Origin of the sequence: Pleomorphomonas oryzae DSM 16300, from assembly GCF_000422965.1 — a bacterium.
Classification (GTDB): domain Bacteria; phylum Pseudomonadota; class Alphaproteobacteria; order Rhizobiales; family Pleomorphomonadaceae; genus Pleomorphomonas; species Pleomorphomonas oryzae.
On sequence record NZ_AUHB01000005.1, the window covers coordinates 131066 to 156561 of the forward strand.

Annotated in this window: 27 protein-coding genes and 1 riboswitch; of the genes, 11 read left to right on the forward strand and 16 right to left on the reverse strand. The window is 63.9% G+C overall.

Translation table 11 applies throughout. The features are described from left to right. Window positions 1-21: 21 nt before the first annotated feature. From lpxK to G522_RS0110095, 6 genes are all read right to left on the reverse strand, one after another. Window positions 22-1041 (reverse strand): tetraacyldisaccharide 4'-kinase, encoded by a 1020-nt coding sequence (gene lpxK / locus G522_RS0110070; protein WP_026790921.1) that lies wholly within the window; start codon window positions 1039-1041, stop codon window positions 22-24. Next, on the reverse strand, window positions 1035-2333 hold the full coding sequence (locus tag G522_RS0110075) for a 3-deoxy-D-manno-octulosonic acid transferase (RefSeq protein WP_026790922.1): 1299 nt from the start codon (window positions 2331-2333) through the stop codon (window positions 1035-1037). The genes lpxK and G522_RS0110075 overlap by 7 nt, the downstream gene beginning before the upstream one ends. Then, entirely contained in the window at window positions 2326-3069 is a 744-nt protein-coding gene (locus tag G522_RS26400; protein WP_051228505.1) for a lysophospholipid acyltransferase family protein, read from the reverse strand. The genes G522_RS0110075 and G522_RS26400 overlap by 8 nt, the downstream gene beginning before the upstream one ends. Window positions 3070-3138: 69 nt before the next feature. Continuing rightward, on the reverse strand, window positions 3139-3372 hold the full coding sequence (locus G522_RS0110085; RefSeq protein WP_026790923.1) for a DUF4170 domain-containing protein: 234 nt from the start codon (window positions 3370-3372) through the stop codon (window positions 3139-3141). A gap of 87 nt (window positions 3373-3459) precedes the next feature. Next, the gene (locus tag G522_RS0110090) at window positions 3460-4254 is read right to left on the reverse strand and encodes a 3'(2'),5'-bisphosphate nucleotidase CysQ (RefSeq protein WP_026790924.1); all 795 of its coding nucleotides are present in this window, start codon (window positions 4252-4254) and stop codon (window positions 3460-3462) included. Continuing rightward, a complete protein-coding gene (locus G522_RS0110095; RefSeq protein ID WP_026790925.1) occupies window positions 4241-5584 on the reverse strand; it encodes a TldD/PmbA family protein in 1344 nt (447 codons plus the stop codon). The genes G522_RS0110090 and G522_RS0110095 overlap by 14 nt, the downstream gene beginning before the upstream one ends. Before the next feature lie 436 nt (window positions 5585-6020). Here G522_RS0110095 and G522_RS0110100 point away from each other — a divergent pair, with 436 nt between their 5' ends. Then, window positions 6021-6581 (forward strand): DUF6101 family protein, encoded by a 561-nt coding sequence (locus tag G522_RS0110100; protein ID WP_156886897.1) that lies wholly within the window; start codon window positions 6021-6023, stop codon window positions 6579-6581. A 27-nt stretch (window positions 6582-6608) separates the two neighbouring features. Here the strand turns inward: G522_RS0110100 and G522_RS0110105 are convergent, their stop codons facing one another. Continuing rightward, the gene (locus G522_RS0110105; RefSeq protein WP_026790927.1) at window positions 6609-7490 is read right to left on the reverse strand and encodes a glycosyltransferase family protein; all 882 of its coding nucleotides are present in this window, start codon (window positions 7488-7490) and stop codon (window positions 6609-6611) included. Between the two features lie 106 nt (window positions 7491-7596). Between G522_RS0110105 and G522_RS0110110 the strand changes: the two genes are divergently transcribed. After that, window positions 7597-7992 carry a DUF6165 family protein gene (locus G522_RS0110110; RefSeq protein WP_245586636.1) on the forward strand — a complete coding sequence of 132 codons (396 nt, stop codon included), beginning with the start codon at window positions 7597-7599 and terminating at the stop codon, window positions 7990-7992. 8 nt (window positions 7993-8000) lie between these two features. Here G522_RS0110110 and ubiA read toward each other — a convergent pair whose 3' ends face one another. Further along, a complete protein-coding gene (gene ubiA / locus G522_RS0110115; protein ID WP_051228508.1) occupies window positions 8001-8945 on the reverse strand; it encodes a 4-hydroxybenzoate octaprenyltransferase in 945 nt (314 codons plus the stop codon). A gap of 141 nt (window positions 8946-9086) precedes the next feature. Between ubiA and purD the strand changes: the two genes are divergently transcribed. Further along, the gene (purD, locus tag G522_RS0110120; RefSeq protein WP_026790930.1) at window positions 9087-10370 is read left to right on the forward strand and encodes a phosphoribosylamine--glycine ligase; all 1284 of its coding nucleotides are present in this window, start codon (window positions 9087-9089) and stop codon (window positions 10368-10370) included. On the opposite strand, the gene G522_RS0110125 is transcribed toward purD, so the two are convergent. Continuing rightward, a complete protein-coding gene (locus G522_RS0110125) occupies window positions 10371-10961 on the reverse strand; it encodes a YqgE/AlgH family protein (protein ID WP_026790931.1) in 591 nt (196 codons plus the stop codon). Between the two features lie 132 nt (window positions 10962-11093). Beyond that, on the reverse strand, window positions 11094-13187 hold the full coding sequence (locus G522_RS0110130) for a methyl-accepting chemotaxis protein (RefSeq protein WP_026790932.1): 2094 nt from the start codon (window positions 13185-13187) through the stop codon (window positions 11094-11096). Between the two features lie 236 nt (window positions 13188-13423). Here G522_RS0110130 and G522_RS26405 point away from each other — a divergent pair, with 236 nt between their 5' ends. Next, a complete protein-coding gene (locus G522_RS26405) occupies window positions 13424-14233 on the forward strand; it encodes a protein-disulfide reductase DsbD domain-containing protein (protein ID WP_169453502.1) in 810 nt (269 codons plus the stop codon). A gap of 42 nt (window positions 14234-14275) precedes the next feature. Next, complete coding sequence (locus G522_RS0110140; RefSeq protein ID WP_026790933.1) at window positions 14276-14758, forward strand: peroxiredoxin; 483 nt, start codon at window positions 14276-14278, stop codon at window positions 14756-14758. Window positions 14759-14761: 3 nt separating this feature from the next. Here G522_RS0110140 and G522_RS26410 read toward each other — a convergent pair whose 3' ends face one another. Genes G522_RS26410 through ispH form a run of 4 tightly spaced genes read right to left on the reverse strand, consistent with a single transcriptional unit; the run spans window position 14762 to window position 18062 of the window. Then, window positions 14762-15637: a diacylglycerol/lipid kinase family protein gene (locus G522_RS26410; protein ID WP_051228510.1), complete on the reverse strand. Its 876-nt coding sequence runs from the start codon at window positions 15635-15637 to the stop codon at window positions 14762-14764. Next, window positions 15627-16109: a ribonuclease HI gene (rnhA, locus tag G522_RS0110150; RefSeq protein ID WP_026790934.1), complete on the reverse strand. Its 483-nt coding sequence runs from the start codon at window positions 16107-16109 to the stop codon at window positions 15627-15629. The genes G522_RS26410 and rnhA overlap by 11 nt, the downstream gene beginning before the upstream one ends. Continuing rightward, on the reverse strand, window positions 16106-17086 hold the full coding sequence (locus G522_RS0110155) for a homoserine kinase (RefSeq protein ID WP_026790935.1): 981 nt from the start codon (window positions 17084-17086) through the stop codon (window positions 16106-16108). The genes rnhA and G522_RS0110155 overlap by 4 nt, the downstream gene beginning before the upstream one ends. A gap of 1 nt (window position 17087) precedes the next feature. Continuing rightward, window positions 17088-18062 (reverse strand): 4-hydroxy-3-methylbut-2-enyl diphosphate reductase, encoded by a 975-nt coding sequence (gene ispH / locus G522_RS0110160; RefSeq protein WP_026790936.1) that lies wholly within the window; start codon window positions 18060-18062, stop codon window positions 17088-17090. 280 nt (window positions 18063-18342) lie between these two features. On the opposite strand from ispH, the gene G522_RS0110165 reads away from it, so the two are divergent. The 6 genes from G522_RS0110165 to gcvPB all read left to right on the forward strand — a co-directional run bounded on the left by G522_RS0110165 (window position 18343) and on the right by gcvPB (window position 24067). Further along, window positions 18343-18927, forward strand: a complete 585-nt coding sequence (locus G522_RS0110165) for a hypothetical protein (protein ID WP_051228511.1) — start codon at window positions 18343-18345, stop codon at window positions 18925-18927. Window positions 18928-19033: 106 nt separating this feature from the next. Further along, a riboswitch (glycine riboswitch) is annotated at window positions 19034-19127 on the forward strand. 153 nt (window positions 19128-19280) lie between these two features. Further along, window positions 19281-20438 carry a glycine cleavage system aminomethyltransferase GcvT gene (gcvT, locus tag G522_RS0110170; protein ID WP_026790938.1) on the forward strand — a complete coding sequence of 386 codons (1158 nt, stop codon included), beginning with the start codon at window positions 19281-19283 and terminating at the stop codon, window positions 20436-20438. A 27-nt stretch (window positions 20439-20465) separates the two neighbouring features. Beyond that, window positions 20466-20837, forward strand: a complete 372-nt coding sequence (gcvH, locus tag G522_RS0110175; protein WP_026790939.1) for a glycine cleavage system protein GcvH — start codon at window positions 20466-20468, stop codon at window positions 20835-20837. A gap of 178 nt (window positions 20838-21015) precedes the next feature. Next, window positions 21016-22362: an aminomethyl-transferring glycine dehydrogenase subunit GcvPA gene (gene gcvPA, locus G522_RS0110180; protein WP_026790940.1), complete on the forward strand. Its 1347-nt coding sequence runs from the start codon at window positions 21016-21018 to the stop codon at window positions 22360-22362. Then, window positions 22359-22517, forward strand: a complete 159-nt coding sequence (locus G522_RS30015) for a hypothetical protein (protein WP_156886898.1) — start codon at window positions 22359-22361, stop codon at window positions 22515-22517. Before gcvPA ends, G522_RS30015 begins: the two co-directional genes overlap by 4 nt. Window positions 22518-22519: 2 nt before the next feature. After that, window positions 22520-24067, forward strand: coding sequence for an aminomethyl-transferring glycine dehydrogenase subunit GcvPB (gene gcvPB / locus G522_RS0110190; RefSeq protein WP_245586643.1), 1548 nt, complete (start codon window positions 22520-22522; stop codon window positions 24065-24067). A 728-nt stretch (window positions 24068-24795) separates the two neighbouring features. Here gcvPB and G522_RS0110200 read toward each other — a convergent pair. Both G522_RS0110200 and G522_RS30020 read right to left on the reverse strand, forming a co-directional pair. Beyond that, window positions 24796-25155 carry a hypothetical protein gene (locus G522_RS0110200; RefSeq protein ID WP_156886899.1) on the reverse strand — a complete coding sequence of 120 codons (360 nt, stop codon included), beginning with the start codon at window positions 25153-25155 and terminating at the stop codon, window positions 24796-24798. Between the two features lie 33 nt (window positions 25156-25188). Beyond that, on the reverse strand, window positions 25189-25449 hold the full coding sequence (locus G522_RS30020; RefSeq protein ID WP_156886900.1) for a hypothetical protein: 261 nt from the start codon (window positions 25447-25449) through the stop codon (window positions 25189-25191). Window positions 25450-25496: the final 47 nt, after the last annotated feature.

Consider the following 25496-nt stretch of genomic DNA (forward strand, 5'->3'; position numbering starts at 1 on the left):
CCGTCTTGCTTCGAGTCTACTTTAGCTGAAATGTCGGGCCATCCAGCGCCTGCGAATGTCGAGAAGCAGCGAGCCCACCGCATGCTCTTCCGAAAAGCGCGTGTGGACGCCGAAGATTGCCACGCGACTGCGTGACCAATTGCTTCCGACAATGCCACGCGGCAACCGCACGGCGTCCTTTTCAGTCGTCACCGGAACGGCATCGAGCGCATCCGCCTCGTCGAGCAGGCGGGTGAGATCGGAGAAGCGATAGGGGTAGTGGTCCGAGAAAGCCCGCCGGGCGGCGAGGCGGTAACCTTCATCCTCCAGCGAGCGGAAGAATTTCTCCGGTCGGCCGATGCCGGCAAAGGCATAAAGCCGGCGGTGGGGCGGGGCCGGCGGCGCATTGGCAATCAGCGCCGCGCGGAATATCGGCTTGCCAGCACGAGCCGCTGTGCGGATGACGCGCTGCCCGTTCTTGCTGTCACCATAAATGATGATGGCGTCGGCCAATAGCATCTGGCGGCGGAGCGGCGCCCGGAGTGGACCGGCCGGCAGCGGCAGACCGTTGCCGACGCCGACCGCGCCATCGACGACCACGAAGCTGAAGGTCTTCTTCACCGACGGATTCTGAAAGCCATCGTCCATGATGCAGAGGTCGGTGCCGGTCGCCCTGAGAAGCGCAAAGCCATCGGCACGCCGCTGCGCCACCACGGTTGGAGCGATACGGGCGAGCAGCAGTGCTTCGTCACCGACGTCGCGCGCCGTATGACGCTCGACATTGACGAGCACCGGTCCCTTGAGACGGCCGCCATGGCCGCGGGTCAGGAAACAAGGGTCGAGGCCGACCGATCGGGCTGAATGAGCAAGCGCGATGGCAGTCGGCGTCTTGCCGGCTCCGCCCGCGACGAAATTGCCGACACAGACCAGCGGCAGGGGCGGCTCGGTGCCGCCCGGTCGGTGCATGCGTCGTGCCGTGAGAGCGCCGTAGACCAGGCCGAGGGGAGCCAGCAACAGGGCAGTAAGACCCTTGCGTTTCCACCAGAAGGCCGGTGTCAGCATGGCGTACCACCCGGAGATCGGCCGATCAGCGGGGTGATTGCCTTGATGGTGCGCGCCACGGCACCGGCCGAGCCCGACACCACCCGCTCGCCGGCCGCCGCCTGAGCGCTGCTGAGAGCGGGATCGCCGATGAGGGTCATCGTCGCCTCGGCAAGGTCATCGGCCGACTGAACGACCTTGAGGCCGCCAGCATCGATAAAGGCGTGGTAGATGTCGAGCCAGTTGGCGAAATGCGGGCCGCTGATCACCGCCGCGCCGAGCCGGGCTGGTTCGATCAGGTTGTGGCCACCAATGCCATCGATGAAAGTCCCCCCCATCAGCACGACATCGGCGAGCTGGAAAAAGGCTCCGAGTTCACCAAGCGTATCGGCCACATAGACGTCGGTCGTCGGGTCGGGCAGTTCGCCGGCGCCGCGTCGGCGTGTGGCGAGGCCAGTCGCTTCTGCAAGCAGCGCTATGTCGCCACCGCGTACCGGGTGGCGCGGCACGATGACCAGCAGCGTCTCCGGTCGGGCTTCCTTGAGCTTGAGAAAGGCCGTCAGCACCACTTCATCCTCGCCAGGATGGGTGGAGGCGGCGAGCACCATCGGCCGCCCATGTATGCCTTGCTTCAGGGCGTCGAGATCGCCAAGGCCGACGTCCGGCAGACCGGCATCGAACTTGATGTTGCCGAAAGTGGCCACTTCAGGCGCGCCGAGGTTGGAAAAGCGTGCGCCGTCGTCATCGGTCTGGGCAAGCACCAGCGACATGCGACGAAACACCGCTCTGGCCGCCGGTGCGGCCCTTTGCCACCCTCGGAAGGAGCGTGGCGACAATCGGGCATTGGCAACGACCAGCGGTATGCCGTGATCGGCGAGGCGGCCAATCGCCACCGGCCAGATTTCGCTTTCGACGAAGATGGCGAGATCCGGATGCCAGTGGGCGAGGAAACGATCCACCGGTCCGGCGAGATCAAGCGGCGCGAACTGGTGGGTTAGTCCCGGTCTCAGGCGATGGCCCACAAGGGCGGCGGAGGTCGTCGTAACCGTGGTGACCAGAACACCCTGGCCCTCAGCGATCAACTGATCGATCACTGGCATAGCCGCCATCGCTTCGCCAACGCTGACCGCATGCACCCAGACGAGCGATCCCGCGGGCCGGGGCGCCGAGGAATAGCCGAGCCGTTCCGCCGACCGGGCAGGATCTTCCTTGCCCCGACGCCGACGCGCGCCAACAATGACGCCGCCGACCGGGCTGGCGAGCCGGGTCAGAGCGATCCACGTCGAAAGCAGCGCATCTCCGAGATTAGCCATCGGCGACAAGGTCTTGGTTGGTAGGCCCAGGTTTGAACTTTTCAGCGATTCCCGTGCGTTGGTAGGCGTCTTGGGTGATCCGATCAAGCTCCTCGGTGAGGCTGCGCCTCAGTCTTTCGATGGTCTCGTCGTCGGCGTCGGCCGGAACGCGGATCGGTGTGCCGTGCCGGACCGTCGCCGGCGAGAAGGGCAGGTCGACCACCATGCGATCCCAGTTGTTGAAGCGCAGGCCGTATCGCGACACGTAAGCGATGGGAATGATGGGCCGGCCGGACAGCCTTGCCAGTTGGATAACGCCCTTGCCGGATACCTGCGCCACCTTGGGAACGTCGGCCGTCATCAGCACCGAATTGCCGGCGGCGAGCTCCCTGAGTGCTTGGCGAAAGCCGGAGGCTCCGCCCTTTTTGAGCTGGGTGCGGGCATGCTGGGCGCCGGAAGCACGAATGGTGCGAACGCCAACCGTACCCGCCGCGTCGGCGATCACATTGGCAGCCGCGTTGCGGGCGACCATCGGTACGATCGGCAGATCGGCCGGTATCGCGTACCTCGCCATCATGGCGAGGCCATGCCAGAAGGTGAAAATGGCAGGGGCTTCAGCCAGCGCCACGTCCAAGGCATCCGGCGGCACGATCGCCAGCCGAGCGGTGCGGCTCACCGTCAGGACATAGCGGGCGAGAAGATGTGACAGGGCGCGGCTCACCGCTGCGTTGTCGAGGATTTTCCGATCAAGTCGCAAACGGCATCTCCGGAAGCGAGAAGCGGAACATCCGTTGTGACATGACCTGTCGTTCCGTCCGGTTGAACATCAGGTCGACGGATCCATCAGGCGATGCAGGTGAACGATGAAATAGCGCATCTGTGCCTGGTCGACGGTGGCCTGCGCCTTCTGCTTCCAGGCCGCGTAGGCAGCGGCGTAGTTTGGGAAGGCGCCAACGATATCAATGGCGTTGATATCGGCAAACTCCGTCGAATCGAGCGCCTTCATCTCGCCGCCGATCACCAGATGAAGCAGTTGCTTCGACGTGACTTCGGTCGTCATAGGAACTTCGCCCTCCGCAACGAGCGCCCCCCGCGGGCGGCTCATCCTCTTTTCGTCAAGCCGCGCCGATTTTGCAAGGGTGGCGACTTAGTAAGGACCAATAGCCGCCGCTGCCGCTCGCGTCAGGGTCGGCAGGCCGGCGATCAGACTGTCATGGTCGGCATCCGGTCGGTTGTAGACGATCGGGGCGCCATTGATGGTCTCCAGCATTCCGCCCGCTTCGGCGACGATCAGATCGGCGGCTGCGAGATCCCAGTCATGAGCACCGCTGCGCGCGAAAGCCAGATCGAGCGTGCCGTCGGCGACCATCGCGATCCGGAGCGCCAGCGAGGCCACATAACCACGGCTTCTCAGCGTTGGCACAGGCCGAGACAGGCGTGAAATCAGCGCTGACGGACCGGCAACGCGCACGCCGTCAAGGCTTGAGCGAGACTGCAACCGAAGATGGTTGCCATCGAGAAAGGCGCCGCGCCGATGCCCGGCGGTATAAAGATGGCTTACCGACGGCTGCAAAAGCACTGCCGCCACCGGCCGGCCGCCTTCGACGACGGCGAGCGAGATGGTCCACTGGTCGGAGCCGGCGATAAAGCCGCGCGTGCCATCAATGGGATCGACCACGAAAATGCGCTCGCAGCCAAGCCGGGCCGGATCGTCCTCGGTCTCCTCCGACAGCCAGCCATAATCGGGACGGGCGGCCAGAAGGCGTTCCTTCAGAAAGCGGTCGATGGCAAGGTCGGCCTCGCTGACCGGCGAGTCGTTTTCCTTCTTCCAGACGCGTGGGTCGCGACGAAAGAAGGAAAGGCCGATACTCGCGGCAGCAAGCGCTGCCTCGGAAAGAAGGGCGGTGTCGTCGTCGATGCGTGCGCTGTCAGCGGCCGGCAATCGTCAGCCCCCCGATAGCCACCGTCGGCGCGGTGAAAGCCGAGCGGAACTCGATGTCGTCGGCCGGCACCAGCTCGCGGAACATGTCGAGAAGATTGCCGGCCACCGTGATCTCGGCCACGGGGTAGGCCAGCTCTCCATTCTCGATCCAGAAGCCGGCGGCGCCGCGCGAATAGTCGCCGGTGATCAGGTTGGCGCCGTGGCCGATGAAGTCGGTGACATAGAGACCAGTGCCGACCGCTGCGATCAGATCGGCGGGCGATTGCTCACCCGGATGCAGCAGAACGTTGGTGGATGAAGGGCTCGGCGCTCCAGTGCCGCGGCTGGCTCGGCCGTTGGTCTCAAGGCCGAGTTCACGCGCTGTCGCGCTATCGAGCAGCCACGTCTGGAGCACGCCGTCCTTGATGAGATCCAACGCCGCGGCGCCGACGCCCTCACCATCGAATGGGCGCGAGCCGGGGCCGCGCCGACGGAGCGGATCGTCAGTGATGCGGATTGTCGAACCGAACAGCTGTTTGCCGAGCATGTCTTTCAGGAACGACGAGCGTCGGGCGATCGATGCGCCGGAAATGGCGCCGATCAGTGCACCGATCAGGCTGGTGGCAACGCGTGGGTCATAGACCACCGTCGCTGTCTGTGTCGCTACTTTGCGCGGATTGAGGCGGCGCACGGCCCGGTTTCCCGCCCGAGCGCCTACGGTCTCGGCACTCTCGAGGTCTGCGAGGTGCGTCTTCGAGGAAGAGTCCCAGTCGCGTTCCATACCGGTGCCGCTACCGGCGATGGCGGCCACCGAATGACCGTGGCCAGAGGATTCATAGGCGCCGGAAAAGCCGCTGGAGGTCACCAGCGCCATGCCGCCGCGCGCCCAATAGGCACTGGCGCCGGTGGTATTGGTGACGCCATCCACCGCCATCGCCGCCGCTTCGACCGCCCGGCCTCGCTCAGCGATGTCGCCGGCAGAAACAGGAGTCTCGTCCAGGAGATCGATATCAGGCCAGGCGGTGGCAAGCCGCGAACGATCGGCGAGGCCGGCAAAGCGATCCGGCGGCGCGGCGCGCGCCATGGCAACGGCGCGGGCCGCCAACGCTTCCACGTCCGAGCCAAGGGTGGCTGAGATGGTGGCGTTGCGATCGCCGACGAAGACCCTGAGGCCGAAATCGTCGTTCTCGGCATGTTCGATCTTTTCGACCTTGCCTTTGAGAACGCTCGCCACCTGATTGACGGAGCGCACGGCTACGGCATCGGCCGCGTCGGCGCCGGCGGCGCGGGCTGCCTCGACGAGGCGAGCAGCTTGTCCGGTCAATTGGTCGAGGTCAACGAGATCGCTCATGCGGGTATCCGATCGGTTGCGGAAGGTCTGTGTTTAGGGCTGGGGGTGTCAGCCGACAAGTGTTGGCGCCGCCTTCCTCCTATAGAAATGCGGCAACTCCTTGCCGGCCTTCACCTTAAGGGCTTTTTGCCTGCCCTGGGAGGATGTCGGCTAACCGATTGATACGCAAGCTGTTTCCGGTCGTTTGCGATCAAACATAGGCTTTGCCTTGTCGGGCGCGGCTGTCAACGAAGATTTACCGAGGGTTGACGGCGTGCCGCGATTTGGCGCTTCAGATTCCGCTAACCCTCTCAAAAATCGAGAAAAAGTTTACCCAATCCCTTAAGCCGCCGGGGATGACGTTCGCCCTATGCTCGCCATGGTTTCGGGACCGGGCGCAAAAAAAGACGCTCGGCCCGACAGGGATTGTCAAAAGATATTGAGCGAGGCGAAGAGCATGATGGGAGCCACTCCCCTGGGCCTGAAAACGGCGCTTAGGCTCGATCCGGGACATCTGCCGGCCAAGTGGTGCGTTAACGTGGGGCAGGCCGGTCGACCCGTCCAGGAGGCCGCCATCTATATGGACGACGATGGTGTCGTCGTCCGCCGCCAATTGTCCGGGTTGCCGCTGACGCTGAGCCTGCCGTTCGCCGCCTTCGAGGGTGTGTCGGTCAGGATCGAGCCGAATGCCGCCGACGATCTCGTCGCCCATGTCGAATTGCGCCATCGCGATCCGGCCATGTCCATTCCGCTCACCGTCACGCGCGATATGGAAGCTGCTGCTGCCGACTGGCAGGGGTGGTCCAACCGGCTCGGCCTGCCGATGCTGCTGGTCACCGCTTCCGGCACCGAACGCGTCGGTCCCCAGGCGTCCGTTCCGGTGAGCGAACCGGCACCGCGTCGTCGCCATGCCACCATGGCCGACCGCCGGCCACGGTTTCTCGTTCGCCGCAAGGTGGGTGCTGCCGGCGAAATGCCTGTGCTGCGCGATTGGCGTGAGATCATCAGTTACGAGTGAGCGGCCCGGCACATATCGGCCGCATCGTCATTGATCGGTGTAGTGATGATTCAGAATGCAGCCGGAATCCAACGCTCTCTTAAGGTGATGGGACTGAAAACCCTTGCTCCGGTTGTAGAGATGGATCCTGGCTGGCGGAAGATAGAGCAATGCCATGTGCATGAAGGCTGAATCCACGCCGACATGCAGCTCGGCCTTCGACATGGCGTAAGCGATGTGGCGAAGGGAGTTCTTGAGAAGCGGATCGAGAGCCTTTCCGCCGACGACGACCACCTCGTAGCCCTCCCGCCTGTAGCACTCCGTCACCTCCTCTTGCTGTTCGGGGGGGAGGGTGCGGCCGAACTGCATGGAATCCCACTGGAGCGTGACGAAACGAGATGGAAGGTTAAGCTCGTGCGACAAGTCTTCTGCGGGTATCGGCGGGATGGCGTGAAGATAGTGCGAGATTTCAAGAGCTTGCGGCACCTCGAATTTGCCCGGATGATCCTGGTACCAGAAGATCTCAGCGGGAAACCCGCAGATTTCGAGATAGGAAATCCAGGATCGCTCTGTCCGTGGCTCGAAATCGTGGAACATCAGCTCGACGTGGCCTTTCGGAAACAGACTTAGCACCTCGTTCCAGGACTCGCGTTTGTTGCCGATCGAGGCACCACCCGTGTGCTTCTTCCTGTTCAGGTGCAGCACCACCGGTACGTCATGCGCCTTCGAGAAAGCCCAGCCCAGAGTTATGCAGTGAATTCGGTCGCCCAACCCCGGCGCAACAAACGGTGCACGCTTGCGGTTGGTGCTACGGGCCCGGATCGCGATATGCTTCCGGCCTGCTGCGTCGACGAGGATGCCGGCTTCATTCCGGACGGACTGCGGGGCATATCCGCCGAAATAGTGTAGAATCCTCTTAAGCCACAACATGTTGACGTCGTCCTCGTACGCTTCCGGAAGCGGGTCCAACCTATGGACTAGCATCCGATTAAGCGTTACTCAACGACCGCGTGCGAAAGCAAACCTGGAGATTGACGTGACGAGACAAATCCCTGCTGTGCCGACGTCATGGGGCGAAGTCATCGACAAGATAACGATCCTGGAGATCAAGAAGAAGAATATCGTCCAGGAAGAGGCCCTTCTGAACGTCGAGAAGGAACTCCGAATGCTTTCGAGCTTTGTCGCCGACACCATCGCCGGCGATCAGGCCTTGTCGGACATGAAACGCGAACTGCTTGATATCAACTCGCGCCTTTGGGTCATCGAGGACCGCATCCGGGAAAAAGAATCCGTCCGCACTTTCGATGACGAATTCATCGAGTTGGCGCGGAGTGTTTACCGCACAAATGATTTGCGGGCGGCTGTAAAGCGGCGCATCAACCTGCACCTCAACTCTGAAATCCTCGAAGAGAAGAGCTACAAGCCCTACTGAAGGTTGGGCTACATCCCCTTGAGCAGACCGTCGATGACGAGGCCGGCCGTCAGGATCAGGCCGGCGTCGCGGTTGGATTTGAACAGCCGCAGACACAGGTCGCCGTCGTCGGCGTCGAACTTTTCGACCTGCCAGGCAAGGTGGCGGGCAAAGCCGGCCAGGCCGACAAAGGCAACGATCTTGGCGTCGGCGAGATAGAAGGCCGTCCCAAGCAGCAGCACGGCTGCGCCATAGCAGACGGTGAGCAGCTTCGGTGTCGACCGCTCGAAATAACGGGCCGTCGAGCCGAGGTCGATTAGCGCATCGTCTTCGCGGTCTTGATGGGCATAGATGGTGTCGTAGGCGAACGTCCAGAGGATGGCCGCGACATAGATGAGCAGTGCCGGCGCATCGAGCCGGCCGAACACCACGCTCCATCCCATCAGCCCGCCCCAGGAGAACGACAAGCCGAGGACGAGTTGCGGGAAGTGGGTGATCCGCTTCATGAACGGATAGATGACCACCGGGATCAGCGAACAGAGTCCGAGAACGATCGAGAAGTGGTCGAATTGAAGGAGCACCGCCAGACCGATCAGGGCCTGCAGCACCAAAAAGGCCGCGGCCGCGGTGAGACTGACGCGCCCCGACGGGATCGGCCTGGTCCGGGTCCGCGCCACGGCGGCGTCGATATCCCGGTCGACCATGTCGTTATAGGTGCAGCCGGCACCGCGCATGGCAACGGCGCCCACGAAAAACAGCAGCGCATACCAGGGCGAAGGAAAGGTTTGGCCGGCAGCACCGCTCGCCAGCGCCAGTGACCACCAGCAGGGCAGAAGCAGCAGCCACCAGCCGATCGGACGGTCCCACCGGGCCAGTTGCGCGTAAGGCCTGAGGGCCGCCGGCAGCCAGCGGTCGACCCAGTTGCCGCGCTTGGCGTCGGGAATGACGATCTCGTCGGAATCATGCGTGCTCATGACGAAAGCTTAGCCTTACCGCAGCCGTGATGCGACAGCTTACTCACGCAAATTGGCCGCTATCGGCAGCTCCGGCCTTTCGCTCGACGGCTCGCCATGGTAAGGCGCGCGGCGTCGGCTCGGCGACGTTGGAGGCCCCTGATGCACGTGCTCCTTATTGGTTCTGGCGGGCGTGAACACGCCATCGCCGCTGCCTTGCGCCGCTCCGCCAAACTGACACGTCTCACCTGTGCTCCCGGCAACGCCGGTATCGCCGCCATCGCCGAACTGGTCGCCATTGATCCGGCCGACCATGCGGCTGTGATCGCCTTCTGCAAGGCTGAAAACGTCGGCTTCGTGGTGATCGGACCGGAGGCACCGCTGGTCGCCGGCCTTGTTGACGATCTTTCCGCTGCCGGCATCAAGGCCTTCGGCCCGAAGAAGGAGCCGGCCCGGCTCGAGGGTTCCAAGGCCTTCACCAAGGAACTCTGCACCGAGGCCGGCATTCCAACCGCTGCCTATGGTCGCTTCTCCGACGCTGTGGCGGCGCGAGCCTATGTGCTCAGCCATGGCGCGCCAATCGTCGTCAAGGCGGATGGTCTCGCCGCCGGCAAGGGTGTTGTCGTGGCGTCCACCGTCGAGGAGGCACTCGCCGCCGTCGACGCCTGTTTCTCTGGCGCCTTCGGGGCTGCCGGCGCCGAGGTGGTGATCGAGGATTGCCTTGTCGGCGAGGAAGCGAGCTTCTTTGCCATCACCGATGGCATCGACGTTTTGCCGCTTGCTGCCGCTCAGGATCACAAGCGGGTGGGCGATGGCGACACTGGCCCCAACACCGGTGGTATGGGCGCCTATTCGCCGACGCCGGTGGTGGATGAGGCGATGGAAATGCGCATCATGGAGGAGATCGTCGTGCCGACGGTGCGCTGCCTCTCCAAGCGGGGCACGCCCTTCGTCGGCGTGCTGTTCGCCGGTCTGATGATCGAGGAGGATGGCCCCAAGCTGATTGAATACAACGTTCGTTTTGGCGATCCCGAGACAGAAGTGCTGCTGCCGCGCCTCAAATCTGACCTCCTCGAACTGATGCTGGCGTCGGCTGAAGGGCGGCTGTCAGGCAACATCGCCAATTTCGACGAGCGCACGGCGTTGACGGTGGTGATGGCGGCGAAGGGCTACCCTGGCAACTATTCAAAGGGCAGCCGCATCGAGGGACTCGAAAACGCCGCAGCGCTGCCGGACGTTTCGGTGTTCCACGCCGGCACCGCTGAAAGGGATGGTGCAATCGTCTCGAATGGTGGCCGCGTGCTGGCCATTACAGCGCTTGGCGACAGCGTTTCCGAGGCGCTGGCCAAGGCCTATGCGGCGGTCGACAAAGTTCGCTGGTCGGACGGCTTCTGCCGTCGGGACATCGGTTGGCGCGCCGTAGCACGGGAAAAGTCGACTAACTGATCACGCCCGCCCGCTTGTTGGCGACAGCGCCGCGAGATCGACACCCAGCGTGGCCAGGGCACGGCGATAGCGATCGCCGTCGGCGGCGGAAAAGATGATATCCGGGTCGGAGTCGGTGGTGAGCCAGCCGTTGGCCAGGATCTCGCTTTCGAGCTGGCCCGGCGCCCAGCCGGCATAGCCGAGGGTCAGCAACGAGTGTTCCGGCCCACGCCCTTCGGCGATGGCCTTCAGGATTTCCACCGTAGCCGTCAGTGACAGATCTTCGGAGATCGGCAGGGTCGACGCGTCGAGATGGAAATCGGATGTGTGCAGAACGAAGCCACGGCCGGTGTCGACCGGGCCGCCTTGATGCACGCGCATGGTTCTTGCCTCAGACGGCAAACGAATGCGCTTTTCGTCGGGAATGATCTCGAGCTGGACCAGAAGATCGGGAAAAGACAAGTGATCGAGCGGCTTGTTGATGACAAGCCCCATGGCCCCTTCTGCCGAATGGGCACACATATAGATGACCGAACGCTCGAAATCGCCTTCATCGAGCGCAGGCATGGCAATCAGGAACTTACCGTCGAGATAGGTTGCCGTTCCGGCCATCGCATATCCGGGGTTCGTGTGGCTCCGATTGACCAATATGAACCGCCATGGCGATTATTCAAGGTATGAAAGCCACCCAGGAGAGACTGTAATGGCTGTCTCCCCTGGTGGCATCCGCCCATTATAGGCTGGTCAGGCGGCCCGTAGGGTCACCAGAAACTCATCCATTGCCTTGCGAAGTTCACCGGCCTGAGCTGCAAGATCATCGGCGGCCGAGAGAACGGTGGTGGACACGGTGCTGGTGTGTTCCGACGCTTTCCGAATGCCCTCGACATTTTCCGACACGGCGGCCGTGCCGCGCGCCGCCTCGCTGACATTATGGGCAATCTCGCTGGCTGCCCCCGCCTGCTGCTCGACGGCGGTGGCAATGGCACCGGAGATCTCATTCAGACGATGGATGATCTCGGCGATTGCCCCGATCGAGGCGGCCGATGTGCCGGTGGACGTCTGAATGCCACCGATCTGCCGGCCGATCTGCGAGGTCGCCTTCGACGTCTGATCGGCGAGCTGTTTCACCTCGGCGGCAACGACGGCAAATCCTTTGCCTGCTTCACCGGCACGCGCTGCCTCGATGGTGGCATTGAGCGCCAAGAGGTTGGTCTGGCCGGCAATGCTGTCGATCAGCTCGACGATGGTACCGATCTGGTCCGCCGCAGTTTGCAGGCTGCCGATGTTCTCGCGCGTAGCGGCCGCCGTTTCCCGGGCTTCCGTCGCCACCGAGCCGGCAGCGGCGACGCGGGTGCCGATCTCGGCGATCGATGACGACAGCTCTTCGGTGGCGCCGGCGACCGTCTGAACGTTGGCTGTCGCCTGATTGGCAGCGGCAGCGGCCGAGGCGGCCTGCATCGCTGTTTCCTCGGCGTTGCCGGTCAGGGTTTCCGCCGAATTTTGTAACAGGTCGATCGCCGCGACGACCCTCTCCAGAACGCCGCCGACAGTGGTTTCGAACGCTGCCGCCGTCTCGTTCCGTAGCCTTTGGCGCTCGGCGGCTTCGCCGGCATTGCGCTCGGCAGCCTCGCGGGCCAGTTCACCGACGCGAATGGCATTGGTCTTGAACACCTCGACGGCGGCGGCCATGGCGCCGATCTCGTCCCGGCGGCCGAGGCCGGGAATTTCCACCGATGTGTCGTTGGCGGCGAGACGCCCCATGGCTTCGGTCATCAGCGCCATCGGCCGACCGAGACGGACGCGCGTGATGAGGGCAGCCCCCACCGACAGCAACAGGGTGACGGCAAGCAGGGCAACGTTGATGGCAAGCTGCCGCGTGGCCGCGGTCGAGTAGTGGTCGGCCTGCATCCTCAAGGCATCGATTGCCGCTCCGGCGACGCTGCCCACCGCAGCCGTCGCCTTGGCGCTCGCCTGCCGCCAGTCGTCAAATTTGACGCTCGGCGGCTGCCAGGAGGTCATTCTCTTGATCTGCTCGTCCTGCAGCTTGCGGAAGTCGCCAGCAAAGAAGGCCGCATCGCCCGCCGTGAAACTCTGTCGGATGGCCTCGGGAACCGTGGACGAGGCGACCATGCTCCGCACCAGTTCCCACAGGGATTGCGCTTGTTTCAGCGCGGCATTGACCGGAGCGGCCTCGCCGTCCCGGAATGGCCGCTTCTCTGTGACGGCCGGCATCATGCCGGTTACGGTGGTCCCAGCATAGCTGCGAGCGTTCCAGGCAAGCGCACGGATGTTGACCAGCGAGGCGAGTTCGGGTGCCATAGCCCCGATGCTGCCCTCGATGGCGCCAGTTGCACTGTCCAAGGCTGAGAGAATGTCGCCGCCCTCGGTGAGATAAGCTTTCCCGAGTGCCTTGTCGCGGTCCGCGAGTGGCTTGGCGAGTTGGGCGTCGGCGGCGGTGCGCAGTTTCTCCAGCGCGTCCCGGCGCGACTTGAGGTCATCGAGCACCGGTTTGAGGCCGGCGTCGCCGATGGTCTCCAGGCCAGCAATTGTCGCATCCAGACCGGCAGACGTCGCGGTCCGACGCTCGATAACGCCCTTGATGGCATCGGCGCTCTGTTCGGGTGGTAGACCCAATATCGCCGGCGTGTCGCCACGCTCAACTCGGAAGTTCGACACGGCCTCGAACAGGCTGTGCTCGATGCCGGTGAGCTTGCGGAGTGTTTCGGCGGTCGTCCATGCTCGGTAGGCCGTCCAGGCGCCGTTGCCGGTGAAAGCCAGAAGGGCGAGGCTCAATGTCGAAATGACCAAGATTATCGACTTCTGGATTGACAGACGCATACCATCCTCGCGGGCTCATACGAAAGGTGTAGCCATCAAGCCCATCAGCCCTTAAGAAACAGAAAACACTGACGATTGTGACAGGGATATTTGCCACTTTAGCGGAAGTTCAGGCCACGATAACGTGACCGGCAATCGAACCGTCGAGCGCTTTTTCGTGGGGGAATGTGACGCCCGATGCTATCTAGTTGCGAACGTTTCCTCGAACCGAGACGACTGCATTGAAGATATTCGGCTTGCTACGATTTGCTTTTCTCCTGCCGTTGTTCGGCGGTCTGCCGGCTCACGCCTCGGCCTTCGAGGTGCCATCAGCGGATGCCCGCCTCATTGTTGCCGGCGGGATCGAAAACGGCGCCTACCGGGTAGCTCTGGAACTTGATCTGCCGGACGGTTGGCACACTTACTGGCGCAATCCCGGCGACGCCGGCATTCCGCCGATTTTCGATGTCGCTCGCAGCGAGAACCTTCAGGATTTCAATGTCGAGTATCCCGCGCCGGTCCGCTACACCGATGGTGCGGGTACGTCCATGATCTACAAGGGGCGCCTTCTCTTGCCGATCCGGGCCGTCCCGGCTCGTCCCGGCGAGCCAGTGACCCTCGCCGTTCGTGTACTCTATGGCCTTTGCGCTGAGGTTTGCGTGCCGGCCGAAGCCGAGGTTACGGCCCGTCTCGATCCTGATAGCGCGGTTGATCAGGCCGCAAAAGACGACATTGCCGTCTTCGAGGCGCGCGTGCCGGTGCGGGCCGACGATGCCCGCCTGACCATTGATCACCTCGGCTTCGATGCCAAGACAGCCAAGGGCAGCGCTGACGTTTCGGTTGCCGACGATGGTCGCCTCGTCGATCTGTTCGTCACTGCTCCGGCCAAGTGGTATGCGGCGCCCCCCGCGCCCGTTCGCGCCGATGGCGGCCGGCGCCGCTTCGCTGTCGCGTTGGAAGGACCGTCAGGAGCGACCGGGACGAATGGCGTCGAGTTGAACTTTACCCTGGTCGAGAAGGACCGCGCCTACGAGATTATCCGCCGCCTCGACGCTGTGGCTGAATAGGTATATCCACTAGGCACTCAGCGCTGAAAAAGGGAAAAGGTCATGATCAAGGTCGGAGACAAACTACCCGTGTTCACGTTCCTGACGCCGACCGCCGATGGCGGCAGGAAAGAGATCACGACCGATGAAGTGTTCGCCGGCAAGAAGGTGGTGTTGGTCGCGGTGCCCGGTGCTTTCACCCCGACCTGCTCGAAAAGCCATGTCCCCGGGTTCATTCAGAAGTTCGATGAGATCAGAGCCAAGGGTGTCGACACCATCGCGGTAACGGCCGTCAATGACGCCTATGTGCTCGGCGCCTGGCGCGAGGCGCTCGGCGCCGGCGAGAAGATCCTCTTTCTCGGCGATGGTTCTGCGGCCTTTGCCAAGCAAGTCGGCCTCAGCCAGGATTTTGGGGCCAGCATGGGCGTGCGCTCCCAGCGTTACGCGGCGATCGTCGACGATGGCGTGGTGAAGGAATTGCAGGTCGAAGAGAAGGCCAGCGAGACCACCTGCTCGGCCGCCCCCAGCATTGTCGAAAAGCTCTGAAGCTTAGCTTATGACCTCGATGGTCCGGCCGGCGCGCACCACCGCGTCGGTCGTCTGCATGCGGTCGCCATCGATCTGCATGTAAATGCCTTCGCCGGAAAAACGCACTTCATTGACCGCTCGATCTTGAACAGCCGCGAGTCGATCGAGGCGACCAAGCCCCAAGGCAAGGGCGGCGCGGAGCAACGTGGCGGGCCGATCATCGGCGAGCGTTACGAGGCGGAGCCCCGGCTTGGTCGCGTGGGTATTGTGCGTGATGGTCAGTGGACCGCCATAAAAACGCGCCGTCGTTACAACGGCGATCCGGCAACGGATGGTTTCGCCATCGGCGGTAACGATGACATCTCGCCCCGTCCTCGCAAGCGCCAGCGTCAGGCCGCGCCAGCCGTAGGCGAGCTTGCCCCAGCGTCGTTTGAAGGGGGCCTCCACGGCATGGACGATGTCGGCATCGAAGCCGGCCGACACCATCAGCGAGAAGGGGCGTTCTCCCACCGTACCGAGATACAACGGTGCCGTACGACCGGCGGCGATGCGCTCGGCCAACTTCTCAGGGGAAAAGGGTAAGCCGAGTTCGTGGGCCAGTACGTTGGCCGTGCCAAACGGTAGGATGGAAAGGGCGGGGCCCTCGTCGCCGCGCCGGACGATGCCGGTAATCGCCTCGTTGATCGAGCCGTCGCCGCCGCCGACGACCAGTGTGCGGACCGCTGGCGAAAGATCGGCGGCGATGTCGGCGAGCTCACCGGAATAACGAGTCAGCCAGATGTCGGACTTGAGGCCGAGCCGGTCGAGCCGCTCGGCCAATCGCATCAGGTGACGGTAGTTGAAACTGCCGGCGACGGGATTGGCAACGACCAGGATCGGCGCGGCTTCATGCGGCATCAGCGCCTCCGTCGGGCGGACGGTAGCCCGGCTTGAACGGCGCCATGCCGAGGCGAGCCAGTTCGTCGGCCCGTTCGTTCATGTCGTGGCCGGCGTGGCCTTTCACCCAATGCCACTCGACGCTGTGACGTTCGCGCGCCGCCTCGAGTCTCTGCCACAGGTCGGCGTTCTTCACCGGCTTCTTGTCGGCGGTCTTCCAGCCGTTCTTCTTCCAGCCGAAGATCCAGCCGGTGATGCCGCCCTTCACGTATTGGCTGTCGGTGTAGAGATCGACGGCGCAGGGCCGCGTCAGCGCTTCGAGTGCCGCGCAGGCGGCGGTCAGCTCCATGCGATTGTTGGTGGTGAGTTGCTCGCCACCGCAGAGTTCCTTGCTCTTGTCTCCATAGACGAGGATCGCCCCCCAGCCGCCGGGGCCGGGATTTCCCGAGCAGGCGCCGTCGGTATAGACGGCAACACGCTTTGCCTCGCTCATGCGCTCGTTCCGGCAAGCTCGAGACCATAGGCGCTGGCCGATGCCGCCATTCGGTGGAAGCGCAGCTTCCGATAATACTCCAGCGGATCTTTCTTGCGGACGAGCGCGCCGGGCGGCGTCTTCAGCCAGTCATAGAGGCGGGTGAGCAGGAAGCGCAGCGCCGATCCACGGCAAAGCACCGGCAAGGCTTCGATCTCGGCGTCGGTCAGCGATCGGCCGGCAGTATAGCCCGCCAGCATCGCCCGCCCTTTGGTGATGTTGAAGGCACCATCGGGCTCGAAACACCAGGCATTGAGGCAGACGGCAAGGTCGTAGGTCAGGAAGTCATTGCAGGCGAAATAGAAATCGATGAGGCCGGACAGCTGCCCCTTCAGGAAAAACACATTGTCGGGGAAGAGGTCAGCGTGGATGACGCCCTCCGGCAACCCTTTCGGCCAGTTGGATTGGATGAAGGCGAGTTCGGTCTCAATTTCGCCGCCGAGCCCGGCGAGCACCTCGTCGGCGCGATCGGCGCTGCCAGCATAAAGTGGCGGCCAGCCATCCGGCCCGAGGCCGTTGCGGCGGCGAATGGAAAATCCCTCGCCAGCCTTATGCAGACGAGCCAGGGCCTCGCCCACCTGGCCACAGTGGCTCACCTCCGGTCGCTTCACCCACATGCCATCGAGAAAGGTGACGATGGTGGCCGGCCGGCCGGCCAGGCGGCCAAGCGCCTCGCCGTCGCGGTCGCGCACCGGCTGCGGGCAGTTGATGCCGCGGGCAGCCAAGTGATCCATCAGGCCAAGAAAGAACGGCAGATCGGCCTCGTTCACGCGCTTCTCATAGAGCGTCAGAATGAAGCGTCCCGTATCAGTGCCAAGCAGGAAGTTGGAATTCTCGACGCCTTCGGCGATTCCCTTGCAGGAAACCAATGTGCCGATATCGTAGCGGGTCAGGAAATCGGAAAGTTCCTCGTCGGAAACATCCGTATAGACGGCCATTCTAGAGCTCCGGGCCGCCCTGGTCGGCCATATCGCGCAAGGGACGCGGAAGGGTGAAGGCAATGGTTTCCTCGGCCGTCCGCACCGTTTCGACCGATACGTCGTAACGGGCGGCAAAAGCGTCGATGATCTCTTCGACCAGCACTTCCGGCGCCGAGGCCCCGGCGGTGATGCCCAGCGTTTCGATGCCGTCGAGGGTGTCCCAGTCGAGATCGGAGGCCCGCTGGATCAGAAACGCGCGTGCGCAGCCCTCGCGGGCGGCCACTTCGCGGAGGCGCTGTGAGTTGGACGAGTTGGGTGCACCGACCACCAGCATGGCGTCGACTTTCGGGGCCACTTCGCGAACGGCCGCCTGCCGGTTGGTGGTGGCGTAGCAGATGTCGCTCTTGTGCGGCGGCACGATGTCCGGGAAGCGGACGGCCAGTGCCTCGACGATGGTCCGCGTATCATCAACCGACAGCGTCGTCTGCGACGTGTAGGAGAGCACCGTGCCGGCCGGGAAGCTGAGTTTGCCGACATCGTCGACAGTCTCGATCAGCGTCACCGCTCCTTCAGGTAGTTGCCCCATGGTGCCGATGACTTCCGGATGCCCGGCGTGGCCGATCAGGATAACGTGCCGACCCTTTTTGTAATGGATCTCCGCCTCGCGGTGCACCTTGGTAACCAGCGGACATGTCGCATCGAGCTGGAAGAGGTTGCGAGCCTGAGCGGCGGCCGGCACCGAACGCGGCACGCCATGGGCCGAAAAGATGACCGGCTGCTCGGTGTCGGGAATCTCATCGAGTTCCTCGACGAACACGGCGCCCTTGGCTCTGAGCTCCTCGACCACGTATTTGTTGTGGACGATTTCGTGCCGCACATAGACCGGCGCGCCATAGCGGGCGAGCGCCAGATCGACGATCTGGATCGCCCGATCGACGCCGGCGCAGAAGCCACGCGGCGCACAGAGCAGAATCTTGAGCTTCGGCAGCGTCAACCGTGGTCCCTCTTGCTGGAGAAGCGGAATAGAAGTGTTTGCCCGGGGGCTGTCAAGGGAAAGGCCGGGATCTCGAAGGTGATTGCATGAAATGGCATCCTCATTTATTGGCGCCTACCGGCGGCACTCGAATCTCTGTTTCAGATGGGAATCGCCTCGGGATGCGTCCAGCAAAGCGGATATGTAGACCGCGGTATCCATGGGAACATTCCGGCATGGAACGAGTCGCCAAGGCTGAGGCTGCATGCTATGGAAGCGGCGAAGCGGAGGTAACGCTCTCATGAATTCTGTCGGTTTCAGCGGTAAGATTTTGTCGGCGTTGGCGCTTGTCGTGACGCTTTCGGCCTGTTCTTCGGGCAGTGGCTTCTCGCCCCGTTCGTGGGTCTCGGGGGGTACCGATCCCAAGGCGGAACAGGAGACGCTGGAGAAGTTCGCGCCGGTCGCCGTCTGCCCGGACGTGCAGGTGCGCGACGGTACGCAAATGCTGGCTGTGTTCGATAAGGGCAAGGAAGGCGATTTCAGCGCCGTCCGCTTCCAGGGCACCATCCGCAAGTTCGCCCGCGAGTGTCATACCGATGCCTCCGGTACCACGACCATCAAGGTGGGTGTGGCCGGCCGTCTTCTCGCCGGTCCCAATGGGGCGGTTGGCGCTGCCACGCTGCCGGTACGTGTGGTGATGGTGCGCAACGGCGACGAGGTGCTCTACTCCAAGCTCTATCCGCAAAACATCACGATTGCGCCGGGCGCGGCTGCCGCCGACTGGGATTTCGTGGCGCCTGACCTGGTGGTTACCGGCGACAAGAGCCAGGGCAATTTCGTGATTTATGTCGGCTTCGACGAGAGCAAGGACAAAAAGAAGAAATAGGCTGCGGCCGGATGCCGGCCGAAGTCGCTTGAAATTCCGCCGCCGGCAGGTCATGCTGGCGGCTGTTCGGGATAGTCGTGCCCGGACGCGGAGCTGCAAGGCTTCGAGACGCTGCGCGGGAGAGACCGACGGTGGTTACCGTCGGCGCCGAAGGAGCAACCGCCCCGGAAACTCTCAGGCAAACGGACCGCACGCAGCGGACGACGCTCTGGAAAGCAGGCGAGGTTCAAACCTCGACTCACCGAAGGAGTAACCCGGACAAGGCGTCTGGGGAAATCTCTCAGGTTACGTGACAGAGGGGGCGCGGACATGACGAAGCCCGTCGTCCGCCCACCTCTATCCGGAGCCGACGCATGACGACACCCGTCCATGCCGACCACGACCCGCATTCCGCCGCGCCACTCAAGACGCCGCTCTACGACGCCCACGTGGCGCTGGGCGCGCGCATGGTGCCGTTCGCCGGTTACCTGATGCCGGTGCAATACGAGGGCATTCTTGCCGAACACGCCCATTGCCGCGCGGCAGCCGGCTTGTTCGACGTTTCCCACATGGGGCAGGCAACGCTCCGCGGCCCCGATCACCGGACCGTCGCCCGCGCCCTCGAGGCGCTGGTGCCGGCTGATATCCTGGGCCTGGAGCCGGGTCGGCAGCGCTATTCCCAGTTGCTCAACGAGCACGGCGGCATTCTGGACGACCTGATGGTGCATCGTGCTCCGGGCGCCGAAGATATGCTCGGTCTCGTCGTCAACGCCGCCTGCAAGGTGGCCGACTATGCCCATATCGCCGCCCGGCTACCCGAGGGCGTGCTGCTCGAAATTCACGAGGAGCGGGCGCTGCTCGCCTTGCAGGGACCGGAGGCGGTCAACGTGCTGGTCTCGCTCGGCGCCGATGTCGCCGGTTGGGATTTCATGGACGTCGGCCCGGCGACCATCGCCGGCATTCCTGTCTTCCTGTCCCGCTCCGGCTATACCGGCGAGGACGGTTTCGAGATTTCGGTTCACGCCGATACGGTGGTGGGCCTTTGGGAAGTCCTGCTGCGAGATCCCCGTGTTCGGCCGATCGGCCTTGGCGCTCGCGACTCGCTGCGCCTTGAAGGCGGGCTCTGCCTTTATGGGCATGACATCGACGAGACGACGACGCCGGTCGAGGCCGGTCTCCTCTGGTCGATCCAGAAACGCCGCCGCGAAGAAGGCGGCTTCCCCGGCGCCGATATCGTTCTGTCGCAGATCGCCGAGGGTGTTGTCCGCAAACGTGTCGGCATTCGGCCGGATGGGCGCGCACCTGCTCGCGATGGTGCTGAGATCGTCGATGAGAATGGCGTTGCCATTGGTGTCGTCACCTCCGGCGGCTTCGGTCCAACCGTTGGCGGCCCGGTAGCCATGGGCTACGTCGCCGCGGTTCATGCCCGGCCGGGCACGCGAGTGGGGCTGGTCGTGCGCGGCAAGGCGCTGCCGGCCGAGATTGTTTCTCTTCCCTTCGTTCCGGCCCGCTTTCATCGCGCGCCCAAATAACACCTCCAGAGACAGCGGAACAAAGCCATGACCAAATATTACACCGAAGAGCACGAGTGGATCGCCGTGACCGGTAACGTCGCCACCCTCGGCATCACCGATTATGCCCAGGCCCAGCTCGGCGACGTGGTGTTCGTCGAGGTGCCGACCGTCGGTCGCAAGGTAAAGAAGGGCGAGGAGACGGCCGTCGTCGAGAGCGTCAAGGCCGCAAGCGAAGTCTATTCGCCGGTGACCGGCACGGTCATCGAGACCAACGCCCCCCTCGCCGATAGCCCGATCACCGTCAATGAAGATCCCGAGGGCGCCGGCTGGTTCTGCCGGATCGAGATGTCGGACCTCGCCGAACTCGAAGTACTCATGGACGAGGCCGCCTACAAGACCTTTGTCGAAGGGCTGTAACCGGCCCGGGGCATTTCTCCCGGTGCACCGTCTCAGCCTGCAAACGCCTGCCTCCACGATGCGCGATGGTTCGCAAAGGCGAGCTGTCGGTATCGGAGCCGGCTATCACAGGATAGATGGCGCCCGTTGCCTCCCGGAAACTACAGCACCGCTTGATTAGGCTACTGGAGCTCGTTCCATGCGCTATCTTCCTCTTTCCGATACCGATCGGGCCGACATGCTCTCGGCGATCGGCGCTGCATCGATTGACGATCTCTTCGCCGATCTGCCAGCTGAAAAGCGGCTTGCCACGTTGCCGAAACTGCCGCCGCACGCCAGCGAGCAAGCGGTGGCCCGCCGTCTTGGTGCGATGGCGGCGAAGAATACGTCGGCTGGCTCGGTGCCGTTCTTCATCGGCGCCGGCGCCTATCGGCATCACGTTCCCGCCACCGTCGATCACCTGATCCAGCGCTCGGAATTCCTGACGAGCTACACGCCGTATCAGCCTGAGATAGCCCAGGGCACGCTGCAGGTTCTGTTCGAGTTCCAGACGCAAGTTGCCCGTCTGACCGGCATGGAGGTGGCCAACGCCTCGATGTACGATGGTTCGACGGGGCTGGCCGAGGCCGTGCTGATGGCCCATCGCATTACCCGGCGTGACCGGGCTGTTCTGTCGGGCGGCATTCATCCGCACTATCGCGGTGTTGTCGAAACGGTGACGCGGTTCCCCGGCCATACGGTGGAAAGCCTGCCACCGGATCTCTCGGGCACCGAGGATATCCTCGCTGCCATCGACGAGACGACCTCCTGCGTCGTCGTCCAGTCGCCATCCTTCTACGGCCATCTCTACGATCTGAAGCCGATCGCCGAAAAGGCCCATGCCGTCGGCGCACTGCTGATCGCCGTCTTCACCGAGGTAGTATCGCTCGGCCTGATCGAGCCGCCGGGCGCGCAAGGCGCCGATATCGTGGTCGGCGAGGGCCAATCTCTTGGCAACCCGCTCAGCTTCGGCGGCCCCTACGTCGGGCTCTTCGCGACCCGTCAGAAATACGTGCGCCAGATGCCTGGCCGCCTCTGCGGCGAGACGGTGGACGCCGATGGCAAGCGCGCTTTCGTTCTGACGCTGTCGACCCGCGAGCAGCATATCCGCCGCGAAAAGGCGACGTCCAACATCTGCACCAACGCCGGTCTTTGTTCGCTGGCCTTCTCGATCCACCTGACGCTGCTGGGCGGCGTAGGCCTGACCAAACTCGCCCGTGTCAATCACGCCAATGCGGTTCGGCTTGCCGACGCGCTGGCCGCGCTGCCCGGCGTCCAACTGCTCAACCGCGCCTTCTTCAACGAGTTTGCCGTGCGCCTGCCGAAAAGCGCCGCTGCCGTCGTGGAAGCGCTGGCCGCTCGGAACATTTTGGCTGGTGTGCCGGCGAGCCGGCTCGAGCCGAACCGGCCCGAGCTCGAGAACGTACTGGTTATCGCGGCCACCGAGGTCAACACCGACGAAGATAGAGCGGCGCTGACGGCCGCTTTGCGGGAGGCGCTGGCATGACCGACAGACGACAGAAAGAGACCGGCGAGCCTTGGAACGCGGAGGTTTTTCCCGTCGCCCAGCGCCGTTTCTTCAGCGACAGCCCGGTCAAGACACCGAGCCGCTACCGCAGCTTCCTGCTTTCGACGCTGTTCACGTTCGGAGGTGACCAATGACCATGCATAACGTAGGCCGCCCCACCGCGCCTGCCACCACCGACGCCACCGCTGTCGCCTCCACGTTCACCGGTAACCGGGGGCTTGCCATCGAGGAGCCTCTGCTGTTCGAGGTGGGCCGTCTCGACGTAACCGGCGTCGATTTCGATGATGTCGGTGCGTTCGAACCACGCCTCGGTGGTCTCGGCCGCACGGCGCCCGTCGATCTTCCGGGCCTCACCGAGCCGGAAACGATGCGCCATTATGTGCGCCTCAGCCGCCAGAACTATGCCATCGACCTTGGCCTCTACCCGCTCGGCTCCTGTACGATGAAGCACAACCCACGCCTCAACGAGGCGATGGCGCGGCTGCCGGGCTTTGGCGATGTGCATCCGCTACAGCCGCTGTCGACGGTGTCTGGCGCCGTCGAACTGGTTGCCGAGCTCGGCCGTTGGCTGCTGGAACTCACCGGTATGGCCTCGGTCGCCATGAGTCCCAAGGCCGGCGCTCACGGCGAGATGTGCGGCATGGCGACGATCAAGGCGGCGATTGCCGATCGCGGCGAGGCACGAGACGTCGTTCTGGTGCCGGAGTCGGCGCATGGCACCAATCCGGCGACGGCCGCCCAGCTCGGTTTCCGCGTTGTCGGCGTTCCTGCACGCGCCGACGGTACGGTTGACCCGGAGGAAGTGAAGAAACGCCTGGGCCTCGAGGTGGCGGCGATCATGCTGACCAACCCCAACACCTGCGGCTTGTTCGAGCGCGACATCGTGGAGATTGCCGAAGCGGTGCATGCCGCTGGCGCTTATTTCTACGCTGACGGCGCCAACTTCAATGCCATCGTCGGCAAGGTCCGGCCGGGTGATCTTGGCGTCGACGCCATGCATATCAACCTGCACAAGACCTTCTCGACGCCGCACGGCGGCGGCGGCCCCGGCGCCGGTCCTGTGGTTCTGTCCGATCGTCTCGCGCCTTATGCGCCTGTCCCCTTCGTGCGGTTCGACAAGGATGGCTCGGCCGAATTCGTCGAGACGCGCAAAGCTGCCGGCGAGCGGGGCTTGAAGCCCTTCGGCCGCATCACCGCTTTCCATGGTCAGATGGGCATGTTCGTGCGTGCGCTTGCCTATATGCTGAGCCACGGTGCCGACGGTCTCAGGCAAGCGTCCGAGGATGCGGTGCTTGCCGCCAATTACGTCAAGGCTTGCCTCAAGGATGTCATGACGGTGGCCTTCCCGGAGCGGCCGGCCATGCATGAGGTGTTGTTCGACGACCACTTCCTTGAGGGTACCGGCGTTACGACGCTCGATTTCGCCAAGGCGATGATCGACGAGGGCTACCACCCGATGACCATGTATTTTCCGTTGGTCGTCCACGGTGCCTTGCTGATCGAGCCGACCGAGTCGGAATCGAAAGCGAGCCTTGATCAATTCATCGGCACACTGCGACATCTTGCCGAGAAGGCGAAGGCTGGCGATGCCGCTGCCTTCAAGGCGGCGCCGTATCTCGCACCGCGTCGGCGCGTCGACGAAACATTGGCTGCCCGCCAGCCGAAGCTGTCTTATCAGAGCTGACCGAAAGAGAGCGGCGGCCTTGGGCCGCCGTTCCGCCTGAAAACCACGCCAGATCCAATGTGACGGCTTGCCAGACGGGCCGTTTCGAAGCACCCTTCCGGTACCCCCTTCTCCGGGAGCATGCCCATGGCGATCGGCCCGCTGCCGCCGGTGATCAGCGAAATCCAGGCGAACTCCGGTCAGCCGGGCAAAACGCTCGCCCAACAAACCGCGGCGAGCTCGCTTCTCGATCTTCAGGCGACAGTGGCGGAGCCAGCCGCCGCTATCGTCCCAGAGACCACATTGATCGATAAAGCGGTGGCCGAGGCGCTGGGCCGGCAGGGCGGGCTCGCGTCACTTTACGCCACGCTGGTCGAACTCGCCCAAGCTTCTGATTTACCCGATGCGGTGAAGACGGCCGTCGATACGGTGCTGGCATTTCGTCTCGGTGACGGCGAAGTGACGCCAGAACGCGTCGCTCAGGCGATCCGGGCGTCCGGCCTGTTCCACGAAGCCGTGGCCGCCGGAAAAATGGCGGCCGTGTTGCCGCCGGCCGTAAGGCAGGCGCTCGGCGGCGCGCCGGCGCAAAAGCCGCCACAGGTCGCGGCACCTCCCACAGTCTCGTCTTCTGTGCCGACGGCCGCTGCGAGACTAGCTTTGGCAATTCCCGCGTCTGCGCCACCGGTTGCCGGCAGGCCATCATTGGCCACCCCGCCTAACGCCAGCCAAGGCGGCTCACCAGCATCCGTTCAGATAAGCCCGTCGGTCCCGGGCGTGCCCAGCGTCGCGGTGCCGTCCGTCACGCCGGGCGCCACGCCGCCGTCGGCTGCCGCGGTCCCAGCAACCAACCTCGTCGCACCGAACCCAAACGTTGTCACGCCCTCGGAAAGTGCCGCCATTGCTCCGGTGCCATCAGTGGTACCGGGTGAAACGCCGTCGGTAGCGTCTCCGGTAACGGCTGTTGTGGCGGCGCCGTTGCCGGCTACCTCGGTCATTGCCCACGACAGTCCGATACCACCGCCAACGCAAGCGCATACGACGGGCGATGCTGGGGCTGCGTCGGTACCGCAAACGATCAGCCCGGCCGCATCTCCTTCACCGTCTTCCACCTCACCGTTACCGCCGACCACGTCCATCACCGGTCAACCAGTCAGTTCGCCAACATCGCAGTCTGGCAGCGCCGGCCAGTCATCAGCGCCGCCCTTGGCTTCCACTTCCGGTCCTCCAGAACCTGGCGCTCCGGTTCCGTCATCACCAGCGACACCGTCGACCCCATCCGCCAACGCGAACGCATCCGCCAACGCGACCGCATCCTCCCGCGCCTTCGCGCCATGGACGCCGGGGCGACCGCTGGCACCGGCAGCGGCTGCGCCAGCTTCGGATTTGCCGCCAACTGCGACCACCTCTGGTGCCCAACCTGCCTTGCCGCTCGCTGCGACTGTTCCTGTCG

What these genes read in the sequence shown, in the direction of transcription:
- lpxK (WP_026790921.1), bottom strand. Translation starts at nt 1,041, where the DNA reads ATGCTGACACCGGCCTTCTGGTGGAAACGCAAGGGTCTTACTGCCCTG.
- G522_RS0110075 (WP_026790922.1), bottom strand. Translation starts at nt 2,333, where the DNA reads ATGGCTAATCTCGGAGATGCGCTGCTTTCGACGTGGATCGCTCTGACC.
- G522_RS0110085 (WP_026790923.1), bottom strand. Translation starts at nt 3,372, where the DNA reads ATGACGACCGAAGTCACGTCGAAGCAACTGCTTCATCTGGTGATCGGC.
- G522_RS0110095 (WP_026790925.1), bottom strand. Translation starts at nt 5,584, where the DNA reads ATGAGCGATCTCGTTGACCTCGACCAATTGACCGGACAAGCTGCTCGC.
- G522_RS0110100 (WP_156886897.1), top strand. Translation starts at nt 6,021, where the DNA reads ATGATGGGAGCCACTCCCCTGGGCCTGAAAACGGCGCTTAGGCTCGAT.
- G522_RS0110105 (WP_026790927.1), bottom strand. Translation starts at nt 7,490, where the DNA reads ATGTTGTGGCTTAAGAGGATTCTACACTATTTCGGCGGATATGCCCCG.
- ubiA (WP_051228508.1), bottom strand. Translation starts at nt 8,945, where the DNA reads ATGAGCACGCATGATTCCGACGAGATCGTCATTCCCGACGCCAAGCGC.
- purD (WP_026790930.1), top strand. Translation starts at nt 9,087, where the DNA reads ATGCACGTGCTCCTTATTGGTTCTGGCGGGCGTGAACACGCCATCGCC.
- G522_RS0110125 (WP_026790931.1), bottom strand. Translation starts at nt 10,961, where the DNA reads ATGGCCGGAACGGCAACCTATCTCGACGGTAAGTTCCTGATTGCCATG.
- G522_RS0110130 (WP_026790932.1), bottom strand. Translation starts at nt 13,187, where the DNA reads ATGCGTCTGTCAATCCAGAAGTCGATAATCTTGGTCATTTCGACATTG.
- G522_RS0110140 (WP_026790933.1), top strand. Translation starts at nt 14,276, where the DNA reads ATGATCAAGGTCGGAGACAAACTACCCGTGTTCACGTTCCTGACGCCG.
- G522_RS26410 (WP_051228510.1), bottom strand. Translation starts at nt 15,637, where the DNA reads ATGCCGCATGAAGCCGCGCCGATCCTGGTCGTTGCCAATCCCGTCGCC.
- rnhA (WP_026790934.1), bottom strand. Translation starts at nt 16,109, where the DNA reads ATGAGCGAGGCAAAGCGTGTTGCCGTCTATACCGACGGCGCCTGCTCG.
- G522_RS0110155 (WP_026790935.1), bottom strand. Translation starts at nt 17,086, where the DNA reads ATGGCCGTCTATACGGATGTTTCCGACGAGGAACTTTCCGATTTCCTG.
- G522_RS0110165 (WP_051228511.1), top strand. Translation starts at nt 18,343, where the DNA reads ATGAATTCTGTCGGTTTCAGCGGTAAGATTTTGTCGGCGTTGGCGCTT.
- gcvT (WP_026790938.1), top strand. Translation starts at nt 19,281, where the DNA reads ATGACGACACCCGTCCATGCCGACCACGACCCGCATTCCGCCGCGCCA.
- gcvH (WP_026790939.1), top strand. Translation starts at nt 20,466, where the DNA reads ATGACCAAATATTACACCGAAGAGCACGAGTGGATCGCCGTGACCGGT.
- gcvPA (WP_026790940.1), top strand. Translation starts at nt 21,016, where the DNA reads ATGCGCTATCTTCCTCTTTCCGATACCGATCGGGCCGACATGCTCTCG.
- G522_RS30015 (WP_156886898.1), top strand. Translation starts at nt 22,359, where the DNA reads ATGACCGACAGACGACAGAAAGAGACCGGCGAGCCTTGGAACGCGGAG.
- gcvPB (WP_245586643.1), top strand. Translation starts at nt 22,520, where the DNA reads ATGCATAACGTAGGCCGCCCCACCGCGCCTGCCACCACCGACGCCACC.